Genomic DNA, 12,288 nt, shown 5'->3' with positions numbered 1-12,288 from the left:
TCAGGCCTTCGGAATCATCCAGCCGGTCTCTCCGCCGCGCCCCGGCAAATGCAGCGTCGCGGTGGCGGCCGGCGTCTGCGCCAGCAGCCGACCCTTGCGGAACACCTTGAGCCGCGTGGCGCGCAGGCGGATGGCTTCGACCGGGTCGCGCGCCTGCAGCAGCACGAAGCTCGCGTCGCAGCCGGCTTCGATTCCGTAGTTTTCCAGGTGCATCACGCGGGCGGCGTTCGTCGTCACCGCGTCGAAGCACTGGCGGATGCCGGCCTGGCTGGTCATCTGCGCCACGTGCAGGCCCATGTGCGCCACTTCGAGCATGTCGCCCGAGCCCATGCCGTACCAGGGGTCCATCACGCAGTCGTGGCCGAAGGCGACGTTCACGCCGGCGGCCATCAACTCGGGCACACGCGTCATGCCGCGGCGCTTGGGGTAGCTGTCGTGGCGGCCCTGCAGCGTGATGTTGATCAGCGGATTGGAGATGACAGCCACGCCGCTCTGCGCGATCAGCGGCAGCAGCTTGCTCACGTAGTAGTTGTCCATCGAGTGCATCGAGGTGCAGTGCGAGCCCGTCACGCGGCCCTGCATGCCCAGGCGCTGCGCCTCGAAAGCCAGCGTCTCGATGTGGCGCGACAGCGGGTCGTCGGACTCGTCGCAATGCATGTCGACCAGCTTGCCACGCTCGGCCGCCATTTCGCACAGCAGCTTCACGCTGGTGGCGCCGTCTGCCATGGTGCGCTCGAAATGCGGAATGCCGCCGACCACGTCCACGCCCTTGTCGAGCGCGCGTTCCAGGTTCTCGACGCCGCCGGGTGAGCGCAGCACGCCGTCCTGCGGGAAGGCGACCAATTGCAGATCGAGGTAGGGCGCCACCTGGCGCTTCACTTCGAGCAGCGCATCGACCGCGAGCAGGCTCGGGTCGCTGGTGTCCACGTGCGAGCGCACCGCCAGCAGCCCCTTGGCCACGGCCCAGTCGCAATAGGCCAGCGCGCGCTCGATCAGCGCCTCCGCCGTGAGCAGCGGCTTGAGTTCGCCCCAGAGCGCGATGCCTTCGAGCAGCGTGCCGCTCTGGTTGACGCGCGGCAGGCCGTAGCTCAGCGTGGCGTCCATGTGGAAATGCGGGTCGACGAAATGCGGCGCGAGCAGCATGCCTTGCGCATCCAGCTTTTCATGCGCGGGTGCGTGCAGGCCCTCGGTGACTTCGGCGATGCAGCCGTCCTGCACGGCGATCGACATGCCGGTGCGGCCGTCGGGGAGGGTGGCGTTGGTGATGAGGAGGTCGAGCATCGTTGGGGCTTGTGGGATCGAGTGGGCGCCATTTTCCGTCGCAGCCCTCGGGACGCACAGGCCGTGCCGAGAAAATCCCGCGTCGCGATGGCGGTCTGCAATTGCATCGCCATGTTCAGGAGCTGGCAGCCTCGGTGGCGTCGGGGCGCTACCCCGCCGGCCGCGGCGTCCACTGAAGATAGATGTGCACGTTCTCACTGCGGTCGCGCGCGACGCCGATTTCTCCCCAGGCGAACGTGGCCGGCTGGCGCGGCACGCCGGCCGAAGCCAGCCAGCGCTCGTGAAAACGGTAGCGGTCGTCGGCGCTGGCGTGGAAGGCTTCGGTTTCCAGGTTGCGGTGGCGATGCGGCGTCAGCGTGATGAATGCGCTTGCCAGCCGTTCGTGGTCGAAGCGAAGAGTCAGTTCGACGGCGTTACGGTCAGTGGCCGTGCCGCTGGTGGTGGCGAACACGCATTCGGCCTGCCGGCGTTCCAGGTTCACCATGTGCCAGGTCTTCAGGAAGAGGGGCGGAAGATCGTCTGCCCGGCTGTCCGCATCGATGACGGCTCCGAAGGCTTCGATGCGGCCGTTCGCGGCGTCGAGTGCCAGGGGCGGCGTCATGGGGTGGGCCTAGCGGGTGCGCTGCGCCCGGAACAGGTATTGCCCCGGCCTGGGCCCGACCTCGATGGTCACGCGGCGCAGCTTGTCGTCGTGCCCCGAGCTGGCCTTTGCCGTCACGACGATGCCGCGCGGCGTGGCCCGGCAGGTGAGCTCCGACAGGCCGATCTCCGCATGGTCGTTGTCGAGTTCCGCAATGGACACGGTGTGCGCGGCCTGCAGGCTGCCTTCGGCGTCGCGTTTCATCCATTGCACGTACAGGAACGACTGCGCGAACTGCTCGGCGTGGATCACCCGGTACACGCCCTGGTGGTCGTTGTCCCAGGTGCCGCACAGCTGCACCCAGTTGACCGCGTCGGGCGTCTTGAAATTCTCGTAGGTGATGTCGGCTCCCAGCGCGTGCGCGCCGCCGTCGCACACGGCCAGCAGGGCGGCGAGCAACCGGGCTCGAATGGCGGAAGGCGCGTTCATCGTCAACGTTCCCCTTTGCGGTAGGGCTTCATCAGTGCCTGCGGATAGCTGGCCTTGCGTGCCACCAGCACCAGCGCCAGGATCGACAGCAGGTACGGCAGCATCAGGTACAGCTGGTAGGGCAGCACGGCATCGCCCGATTGTTGCAGCCGCAGCTGCAGCGCGTCGAAGAACGCGAACAGCAGCGCGCCGAGCAGCGCCTTGCCCGGCCGCCACGAGGCGAACACCACCAGCGCCACGCAGATCCACCCACGCCCGTTGACCATGTTGAAGAAGAAGGCGTTGAAGGCCGACAGCGTGAGGAAGGAGCCGGCCATGCCCATCACCGCCGAGCCCGCGACGATGGCGCCGGTGCGCATGGCCGCGACCGACACGCCCTGGCTCTCGGCCGCCTGCGGGTTCTCTCCGGCCATGCGCAGCGCCAGCCCGAGCGGCGTGCGGTAAAGCACCCAGCCCACCACCGGCACCAGCAGCAGCGCGAACAGCGTGAGCGCGGTCTGCGCATTGAGGATGGGCAACGGCAGCCAGTCCATCGGCGCGAAGGGCGTGATGGTCGGCGGCGTGTTCACCTTGGGAAAGCTCACGCGGTAGCCGAAGTAGCTGAGCGCGGTCGCCAGCAGCGTGATGCCCAGCCCCGACACATGCTGCGAGAGCGCGAGTCCCACGGTCAAGAACGCATGCAGCAGGCCGAACACCATGCCTGTGAGCGCAGCCACGCCGACGCCCACCCACAGCGGCGCGCCGGCATACACCGCGAGCCAGCCGGTGAAGGCGCCGGCGACCATGATCCCCTCGATGCCGAGGTTGAGCACGCCCGCGCGTTCGCACAGCAGCACGCCGAGCGTGCCGAGGATCAGCGGGGTGGCGATGCGCAGCACCGCGACCCAGAAGGCGGGGTTGGCGAGGATGTCGAGCAGGTCGGTCATTTACTTCTTCATCCGCACGCGGTATTGCGTCAGCAACGTCGCCACGAGCACCGCGATCAGCGAGGCCGCGACGATCACGTCGGCGATATAGGTCGGCACGCCCACCGCGCGGCTCATGGTGTCCGCACCCACCAGCACGCCCGCCACGAACACGCCGGCTGCGATCACGCCCAGCGGATGCAGGCCGGCCAGCATCGCTATCACGATGCCGGTGTAGCCATAGCCCGGCGACATGTCGAGCGTGACGTAGCTGGTGCGGCCCGCCACCTCGATGGCGCCCGCCAGCCCGGCCAGCGCGCCGGACAGCAGCGCCACCATGACCACGGTGCGCGTCACCGGCACGCCCGCGAAGGCGGCGGCGCGTGCATTGGCGCCCACCGCTCGGATGTCGAAGCCCAGCACCGTGTACTTGAAGACGGCCCACACCATCACCGCGAGCGACACCGCCCACAGCAGCCCGGTGTGCACCCGCGTCTGCGCGACCAGCTTGCCCAGCTCCAGGTCGGACTGCAGCGACACGCTCTGCGGCCAGCCCATGGCGCTCGGGTCTTTCATCGGCCCGTCGAGCAGTGCCGACACACCCAGCAGCACGATGAAGTTGATCAGCAGCGTGGTCACGACCTCGTCCACACCCAGCTTGTTCTTCATGAGCGCCGGGCCCAGCAGCATCAGCGCGCCGGCCACTGCGGCGGCCAGCATCATCAGCGGGAACAGCAGCCAGGGCGACAGCTCGAAGCCCGTGCCGCCATGCATGCCGCCCACTGCGACAGCGGCCAGCGCGCCGGCATAGAGCTGCCCCTCGGCCCCGATGTTGAAGAGCCGCGCCTTGAAGGCGACCGTGGCCGCCAGCCCGGTGAGGATCAGCGGGATCGCCCGCGTCAGCGTTTCGCTCCAGGCGAACACCGAGCCGAAACCGCCCTGCAGCAGCAGCGCGTAGGTGCGGCCGACCGGCGCGCCGGCCCACAGCACCAGCAGGGCACTGACGAGCATGGTGAACATGACCGCGCCCACGGGTGCGAGCACCAGTGCCGTTCGCGAGGTTTCGTGGCGTCTTTCGAGCCGCATCATGAGGACGCTCCTTTGCGCTGCGGCGCCGTGGTTGCCCCGGCCATGGCCAGGCCGATCGCCTCCCGCGTCCATGCGGCGGCGGGGCGCGCTTCGCCCAGATGGCCGCCGTGCATCACGGCCACGCGGTCGCCGAGCGCCAGTACTTCGTCGAGGTCGTCCGAAATCACCAGCACGGCCGCGCCGGCGTCTCGTGCGGCGATGAGCTGCTGCTGCACATAGGCGACCGCGCCGATGTCCAGGCCCCAGGTCGGCTGGTGCGCGACGATGAGGCGCGGTGCGCGGTTCGGATATTTCTTGTTGTCGTCGCCCTTGGCCAATTCGGGTTGCTCGGGAGAGAGCAGGGCGCGGCCCAGGATCAGCTTCTGCATGTTCCCGCCGGAGAGCGAGCGGGCCGGGGCCATCAGGCCGGCGCCGCGCACGTCGAACGCCTTTTCGATGCGCCGCGCATGCAGCCGCGCGGCGGCGCGCTTCACGATGAAAGACCAGCGCGAGAACACCGGGCTGCGCAGCCGCTCGGACACCGCGTTCTCCCACACCGGCAGGTCGCCGACCACGCCGACCGCGTGCCGGTCTTCGGGAATGCGCGCGACGCCGCGTTGCACCAGCCGGGCGGGCGAGGGCGGCAAGGCGCGGCCCATCAGCTGCGCGGAGCCCGAGGAGGCACGGCGCGTGCCGCACAGCAGTTCGGCCAGCGCGACCTGCCCGTTGCCGGACACGCCCGCGATGGCGGTGATTTCGCCGGCACGCAGGGTCAGCGACACCTCACGCAGCCGGTCCTGCCCGCCGTCCTGGCCGGCGGCGGTGCTCACATGGTCGAGCACGCAGACCGGGTCGCCCACCGACTTCGCGGGCCGGCGCTGCGGCGCCTCGACCGCGTGGCCCACCATCCACAGCGCGAGCTGCGCCTGCGTGGTGTCGGCCGTGCGTGCCTCGGCCACCAGCTTGCCGCCGCGCAGCACGGCCACGCGGTGCGACACGCGCAGCACCTCGCCGAGCTTGTGGCTGATGAAGATGACCGACAGGCCCTGCGCCACCATCTGCGCCAGCGTGGCGAACAGCGCCTCGCTCTCCTGGGGCGTGAGCACGGCGGTCGGCTCGTCGAGGATCAGGATGCGCGCGCCGCGGTACAGCGCCTTGAGAATCTCCACCCGCTGGCGCTCGCCGACCGACAGGCTGCCGATCTTCGCGTCCGGCTGCACCGGCAGGCCGAAGCGCTGTGCCACGTCGAGCAGCCTGGCGCGCGCCGCCGCGCGGCGAGACACCGGGCGCCACAGCGGCTCGGTGCCCATCATCACGTTGTCGAGCACGCTGAGGTTGTCGGCCAGCGTGAAGTGCTGGTGCACCATGCCCACGCCGGCGGCCAGCGCGGCCTTGGGGTTGCCCGGCGGCAGCGGCGAGCCGAAGACTTCGATGCCGCCTTCGTCGGCGACGTAGTGGCCGAAAAGGATCGACATCAGCGTCGACTTGCCCGCGCCGTTCTCGCCGAGCAGCGCGAGCACTTCGCCGGCCTGCAGGTCGAGTGAAATGGCGTCGTTGGCCACCAGGGCGCCGAAGCGCTTGGTGATGCCGCTGAGCCGGAGCGCAAGAGGGTTCATGGGGTGGTGGGCTCGGGGCTGCCGAGCTCGCGGCAAAAGTTTTCGATGGCCTGGGCGGCAGCGACGGGCGCCGCCTGCAGCAGGCCGTGCGGGCCTTCCAGCCGGACGACGCGAAGGCCCGACAGCGCGCCCTGGATGGTACGGGCGGCCCGGCCGGGAACGATGCGGTCCTCGATGGCCTGAAGGTACATCACGGGCATGCGCACCTGCGAGAGCTTGTCGACCACGTCCACACGCTGCACTTCTTTCATGCGGCGGGTCATGACGGCGGTCGACACCTGCCGCAGCGAATCCTGCAGCAAAGCCGAAAGGCGCGGCGTGGCAAAGCGGCCCAGCAGCATGCGGCGCATGGGGCCGCGCATCAGGCCGGAGTGCATGAACTTCATCGACAGTTCGAGCAGGCCGCCGCGCAGCAGCGCCAGCCCCGGCTTGGGGCTGCGGGCAAAGCTGCAGCACAGGATCAGCCCGCGCAGCCCCGGCGGCGGGGTTGCGGCGATGGAGATGGCGAGCGGGCCCGAGAAGGATTCGCCGAGCAGCACGAAGGGTTGGCCGTCGGGGAGTTGCGCGCGCACCAGCCGTTCGAGTTCGTCGTAGCCCAGCGGCTCGTTGCCGGGGTAGCGCACCACGTCGATGGCGTTGCGCCGCCCCATGGCCTGGGCCAGGGGCTCGAACAGCTCGCCGGTGCCGTCCATGCCCGGAAGCAGAACAAGGCGGATGAGACCAGCAGGCGCCGCCGTCACTTCCAGGCGGCCAGGAACGCCAGCATGACCTTGGCGGAGTTGTCCGCCGCGATGCTCATGAAGGTGCCCATTTCGTTCTCGCCGTCGCCGCCGCCCGCGAGGTCGCTGAGCGAGCGGAAGGCGATGTAGGGCACGCCGTTGCTGTACGCGACCATGCCCACAGCGGCTGTTTCCATGTCGAGCACGTTGGCCTGGAAAGTCTTGTAGGTGTATTCGCGGTAGGCCTTGTTGTCCATGAAGGCCTGGCCCGACACGCCGTTGCCGCCCACCACCAGCTGGGGCTTGCGCGGCAGGCACTTGCCGGCGCCGCAGTTCGCCAGGTCGACGTTGCGGATGCTGCGCGCCACCTCGAGCATCTTCGGGTCGGCCTCGAACCAGAACTTGCGCACGATCTGCGGATTGGCGGCCGAGCGCACCTCGACCGGGCGCGGGAACATCATCCCGAAGTTGGGCAGCGTGGCGTCGGTGATGAAGGGCGGCGCGCTGTACTTGCCCGGCGCGGTTTCGCGCGCCATCAGCACTTCGAGGTACTGGCCCCATTGCGCGGGCACCGTCACGTCGCCCACGTGCAGCTGCGGGCTCACGCCGCCCGCGATGCCGCTGAACACGATGTTGGTGATGCGAAAGCGGTTGAGCACCAGCTGCGTGTTCATGGTCGCGTTCGTCATGCTGATGCCCGACAGGAACAGCACCACGGGCTTGCCTTCGAGCGTGCCGGTGGTGAACTCCACACCGTTCACGCTGTGCTTCACCGGGCCTTGCAGCCGGGTCAGCAGCAGCTTCAGCTCGGGCTCGAAGGCGGACAGCACCGCGATGCGCGGCGTGTCGTCAAGCCGCGTGCTGCTGTTGATGCTGACCACGTCGGACTTGTAGACGCCGGCGCAGCCCGCCAGCAGCACCCCGAGCGTGGCGGCCAGAACGGGGGCGCGCAGGCGCCGCAGCAGGGAGGATGTGTGGTTCGTCATCATGAGTTCGTCGGTAGTTGCGGGCGGTGGGCTGCGTCGGGCGTGGCGATCCAGGCTTGCAGCGACGCGACGCGCGCGTGCTTCGGCGCCAGGCCGACAAAGGTGGTGTAGGCGGCCAGCGCCTTGGCGTCGTTGCCCGATTGCAGGTAGGCGTCGCCCAGGTTCAGGTAGGCGAGGGCGCGGCTGCCGTCCATCTCGATGGCCTGCTCGAACCAGCGCGCGGCCTCCACCGGCTTGCCGCGCTTGAAGTACACGAAGCCCAGGTTGTTGGCCGCCAGCGCAAAGCGCGGCTGCAGCTTCAGCGCCTCGGTGAAGGCGGCTTCGGCTTCGTCGTAGCGGCGTTCGCGGTACAGCTGCAGGCCGCGGTCGTTGGCGCGCTGGGCGGCCACGCGCGGCGAGACCGGTGCCGCGGCCGGCATGGTCAGCTTGGCGTCGGCGCCTTCGAGGTTCTTCACCACCACCTCGATGGCGGCGGGGCCTGCCTTGGGTGTTGCCGCCGTGGTGTGCACGGCCTGCTCGTTGGCCTCGTCGATGCGCTTGTTGACCTGGCTGGCGGCCGCGTCGAGCTGCACGATGTCGCCGCTCAGGCCTTCGCGCTCGGTGGGCAGCTCGAACACGAACTCGCCACCCTCCGAGCCCGGCAGGCTGCCGAACGCCGGCGTCTGCCGCGCGATGGCCGAGACTGCCGGCGCCACATAGGCAGCAAGCTCGGTGCCGGTGATGACGCCGTCGCCGTTCAGGTCGGCCTTGCCCGACAGCGCCTGCAGCACGGTCCAGGTGAAGACCGAGTGCCCGCCGGGGCCGTCGTCGGCCACCTGCTGGTCGGCGCCGCCGGCGGTGATCATCTGGCGGCCGATGCGGCGCGCGTTGTCGCTCAGGAAGTTCTTGCTGCCGCGCGGCGCACCGCCGCGCGTGAGGCCCAGGCCCGAGTAGCAGGCGTCCACCATGAACAGGACATGCTTGGCCGACAGCGCCTCGGCCACCTCCTGCAGCTGCGGCATCGAGATGGCGTCGGAAGCCAGGTCATCCAGCGCCGCGTCGACCGGGATGATGTAGCCCACGTCGCGCCCGCTCGCAAGCTTGCGGGTGCTGCCGTGGCCGGCGAAGAACACCAGCACGCGGTCGTCGCGCTTCACGCGCTTGGTGTCGGCGAGCTTGTCGTTGAGCACGCGCAGGATGTTGGCGCGCGTGGCCTCGCCGTCGTACAGCGCGGTCACGTTCTCGGGCTTGAAGCCGAAGCGGGTGACGAGCAGTTGCTCCATCGACTTGGCGTCGGGCACGGCATGGTGCAGGCCGGGCCACTTGGCGTACTTGTCGATGCCGATCACCAGCGCGTGGCTGTCTCGGTAGAGCGTGTCGCCGCTGCCGGCGGCGGCCACGCCGTCGTCCGGCGGCGGGCGCTTGGCCGCATTGACGACGAACTTGCCGTCGCGCCAGGTGGCGAAGCGGTAGCCGTCGGCCACCAGCTGGTCTAGCACCGTGGGCAGTGCCTGCACGGTGCGGCCCTGGATGTCGTGGAACAGGATCACGCCGCGCTTGGCCTTGTCGACCTCGGCCAGCACGCGGTCGGCGATCGACTTGGGCACGGGGTCGGCCCAGTCCATGGAGTCGACGGTCCAGAGCATCGAGCGCAGCTTGAGCGCCTCGACCGTGCTCAGCTTGTCCTCGTTGCGCGCGCCGTAGGGAAAGCGGAACAGGGTGGACTGCGGGCGGCCGGTGGCGTCGAGCAGGGCCTCGGTCTCGGAGGCCTCGGTGCGCACCGTGTCGTCGCTCATCCTGGCCATCACGCCGTGGCTGAAGCTGTGGTTGGCGAGCACGTGGCCGGCGGCCAGCACGCGCTTGGCCACCGCGCCATTGGCGCCCAGCTGCGCCTTGCCCTGCGCGTCAAGCTTGCCGAGGTTGCGGCCCAGTTCGAAGAAGATGGCGGGCGCGTCGTAGCGCTTGAGGATCTCCAGGATCTCGTCGGTGTGCTTGGCGTGCGGGCCATCGTCGAAGGTCAGCACCACGGTCTTGGGCGGCAGCGAGGTGCCGAAGATCTCGCGGGTGTCGGCGCCTTCCTTTTCCTTGGCGCTGCTGCCGGCGGGCTGGGTTGCCTGTGTATACGGAACGATGGAGCCGAAGTCTTTCAGGATCTTCTCGCGCGAATACAGGCCCTGCAGCTTGGCCACGTAGTCGGACCACTTCTCGCGCTGGGGCTCGATGCCGCGCTGTGCGAAACGGCCGAACACGTCCTTCAGCTCGCGGTCGTAGGCCTGCTCGATCTCGGCGAGCACGGCCAGGTCTTCGCTGGCGCGGCGGCCGAGCTTGAGGCCGGGCAGCGACTGCGCCTGGGCGTAGCGCGTGCTCAGCTCGGAGAGGAATTCCTTGAACGCGAGGCGGTCGGCGTCGAACCAGCTGGGTTCGCTTTCGATGCGGTCCAGCAGAGCGTTCAGCGCCGGCACGGTGGCCGGATCGGTCATCTCGCCGGCCTGGTCGATGAGGGCCTGCTGGCGCTCCTGCATGTCGTGGAACAGCAGTTGCCCGACCGCGCCGACGGCGCGCTTCTCGGCCGCGTCGAGCGTTCGCTCGCCAGTCATCAGCACGATCATCTGCCGGTGGGCGGCGAGCAGGGCGTCGGCGCGCTCCTGCAGCGCGGCCGGAATGCCTGCGGGGACGGCGGCGGCCGGCGGGGGCGCCGCGGCGGCCGCAGGTGAGGCTGCGGCAGGCGGTGGCGCCGTGCCGGCGGATTCAGGCTGGCATGCGGCCAGGCCGGCGACGGCCAGCGCCGCAACCGCCATGCCCCGGATTGCGGTCCGCCATCGCGCAGGATTCATGGGCACTTGCAGGCGTTTACTTGGCGGTGGACTTGGGTTGGCCGTCGTCCACCTTCACGGTGAACTTGCCCGCGAGGATGTCGGCCTGCTTTGCCTTCACCTTGGCGATGATGTCGGCCGGCACCTTCTTCTCGAAGGTGCCGAGCGGCGCGAGCTCGGAGCCCTTGTGCTTCATCTGCGCGTACACGCCGTAGTCTTCGGCCGCGAACTTGCCTTCCTTGACCAGCTTGATCGCGCGGTCGGCCGCGGGTTCGAAGTTCCACAGCGCCGAGGCCACCACCGTGTCGGGGTACTGGCTCTGCGTGTCGATCACGTTGCCGATGGCGAGCTTGCCCTTTTCCTTGGCGGCGTCGGAGACACCGAAGCGCTCGGCGTACATCACGTCCGCGCCCTTGTCGATCATGGCGAAGGCGGCTTCCTTGGCCTTCGGCGGGTCGAACCAGCTGTTGATGAAGCTAACGCTGAACTCGACCTTCGGGTTGGTTTCCTTGGCGCCGGCCATGAAGGCGTTCATCAGCCGGTTCACTTCGGGAATCGGGAAACCGCCGACCATGCCGATGCGGTTGGTCTTGGTCATGCCGCCGGCCACCATGCCGCTCAGGTAGGCGGGCTCCTGGATGTAGTTGTCGAACACGCTGAAGTTGGGCGCCTGCGGCTTGAGCGACGAGCCCATCAGGAAAGCGACCTTGGGGAAGTCCTTCGCGACCTTGCGCGCCGCCGCTTCCACGCCGAACACCTCGCCCAGGATCAGCTGGTTGCCGCCGGTGGCGTACTCGCGCATCACGCGCTCGTAGTCGGCGTTGCTGACGTTCTCGGTCGCCTTGTATTCGATCTCGCCGCGCGCCTCGGCCGCCTTCAGCGCCTTGTGGATGCGGCCCACCCATTGCTGCTCGAAAGGCACGGTGTACACCGCGGCGACCTTGAGCTTGGCCTGCTGCGCGAGCGCAAGGCCCGGGGCGCCGGCCGCGAGCGCGGCGGCAATGGCGACGGAACGGATGATCAATTGACGGCGTGCTGCCACGGTGCTTCTCCTCGAGTTATGGAAATCTCTGGCTCGCAAAAAACGCGCCGCATCTTCCAGAACACCGCGGAACCGGCTTTGCCGGGCCGCAAGTGTTGCCCCCGGTAGGGGGAAGGCGAAGCGACACGAAGTGCGCGAAGCCTGGGGGCGAGCCCTACTTCGTGCCGAAGATCCGGTCGCCGGCGTCGCCCAGGCCCGGCAGGATGTAGCCGTGGCTGTCCAGCTCGCGGTCGATTGCGGCGGTGTAGATCGGCACGTCGGGGTGCGCGGTCTGCATGGTCTTCACGCCTTCGGGGCAGGTCAGCAGGCAGACGAACTTGATCGACTTCGGGTTCAGCTCTTTCAGGCGCTCGACCGCGGCCACGGCCGAGTTGCCGGTGGCCAGCATCGGGTCGACCACGATCACGTCGCGGTTCTCCATTTCGCCGGGCATCTTGAAGTAGTACTCGACGGCCGTCAGCGTCTTGGGGTCGCGGTACAGGCCGATGTGGCCGACGCGGGCGCCGGGCACCACGGTCAGCATGCCGTCCAGGATGCCGGTGCCGGCGCGAAGAATGGACACCAGCACCAGCTTCTTGCCGTCGATGACCTTGGCCTGCATGGTCTCCAGCGGGGTTTCGACCTCGATGTCCTGCATCGGCATGTCGCGCGTGACCTCGTAGGCCATGAGCATGCTGATTTCATTGAGGAGCCGGCGGAAGCTGTTGGTCGAGGCGTCCTTGCGGCGCATCAGTGTCAGCTTGTGCTGGACGAGGGGGTGGTTGACGAGGTGGACGTTGCTCATTGGAATTGTGTTTGGCGTTGCTGGGT

The 12,288-nt window shown here is 68.8% G+C and carries 11 protein-coding genes; all 11 read right to left on the bottom strand.

The features are described from left to right. The 11 genes from ACWV14_RS18655 to upp all read right to left on the bottom strand — a co-directional run bounded on the left by ACWV14_RS18655 (position 1) and on the right by upp (position 12,262). Positions 1-1,281, bottom strand: a complete 1,281-nt coding sequence (locus ACWV14_RS18655) for an amidohydrolase family protein (protein ID WP_454903003.1) — start codon at positions 1,279-1,281, stop codon at positions 1-3. Positions 1,282-1,429: 148 nt separating this feature from the next. After that, on the bottom strand, positions 1,430-1,882 hold the full coding sequence (locus ACWV14_RS18650; RefSeq protein WP_454903002.1) for a hypothetical protein: 453 nt from the start codon (positions 1,880-1,882) through the stop codon (positions 1,430-1,432). A 9-nt stretch (positions 1,883-1,891) separates the two neighbouring features. Continuing rightward, positions 1,892-2,350: a hypothetical protein gene (locus ACWV14_RS18645; protein WP_454903001.1), complete on the bottom strand. Its 459-nt coding sequence runs from the start codon at positions 2,348-2,350 to the stop codon at positions 1,892-1,894. A gap of 2 nt (positions 2,351-2,352) precedes the next feature. Further along, complete coding sequence (locus ACWV14_RS18640; protein ID WP_454902999.1) at positions 2,353-3,276, bottom strand: ABC transporter permease; 924 nt, start codon at positions 3,274-3,276, stop codon at positions 2,353-2,355. Beyond that, positions 3,277-4,341, bottom strand: a complete 1,065-nt coding sequence (locus ACWV14_RS18635; RefSeq protein ID WP_454906020.1) for an ABC transporter permease — start codon at positions 4,339-4,341, stop codon at positions 3,277-3,279. After that, a complete protein-coding gene (locus tag ACWV14_RS18630) occupies positions 4,341-5,939 on the bottom strand; it encodes an ABC transporter ATP-binding protein (RefSeq protein WP_454902998.1) in 1,599 nt (532 codons plus the stop codon). Before ACWV14_RS18630 ends, ACWV14_RS18635 begins: the two co-directional genes overlap by 1 nt. Then, positions 5,936-6,631, bottom strand: a complete 696-nt coding sequence (locus ACWV14_RS18625) for an alpha/beta fold hydrolase (protein ID WP_454902997.1) — start codon at positions 6,629-6,631, stop codon at positions 5,936-5,938. The genes ACWV14_RS18630 and ACWV14_RS18625 overlap by 4 nt, the downstream gene beginning before the upstream one ends. A gap of 44 nt (positions 6,632-6,675) precedes the next feature. Next, positions 6,676-7,644, bottom strand: coding sequence for a 5'-methylthioadenosine/S-adenosylhomocysteine nucleosidase (locus ACWV14_RS18620; protein WP_454902996.1), 969 nt, complete (start codon positions 7,642-7,644; stop codon positions 6,676-6,678). Beyond that, the gene (locus ACWV14_RS18615) at positions 7,644-10,457 is read right to left on the bottom strand and encodes a polysaccharide deacetylase family protein (RefSeq protein ID WP_454902995.1); all 2,814 of its coding nucleotides are present in this window, start codon (positions 10,455-10,457) and stop codon (positions 7,644-7,646) included. The genes ACWV14_RS18620 and ACWV14_RS18615 overlap by 1 nt, the downstream gene beginning before the upstream one ends. Before the next feature lie 16 nt (positions 10,458-10,473). After that, positions 10,474-11,478 (bottom strand): BMP family protein, encoded by a 1,005-nt coding sequence (locus ACWV14_RS18610; RefSeq protein ID WP_081265877.1) that lies wholly within the window; start codon positions 11,476-11,478, stop codon positions 10,474-10,476. A gap of 154 nt (positions 11,479-11,632) precedes the next feature. Then, positions 11,633-12,262 (bottom strand): uracil phosphoribosyltransferase, encoded by a 630-nt coding sequence (gene upp / locus ACWV14_RS18605; RefSeq protein ID WP_081265876.1) that lies wholly within the window; start codon positions 12,260-12,262, stop codon positions 11,633-11,635. Positions 12,263-12,288 lie beyond the last annotated feature (26 nt).

The sequence above is a fragment of the Variovorax durovernensis genome, from assembly GCF_977011995.1.
The sequence above is the reverse complement of the archived record's forward strand: the minus strand, read 5'-3'. Positions and strand labels throughout refer to the sequence as shown.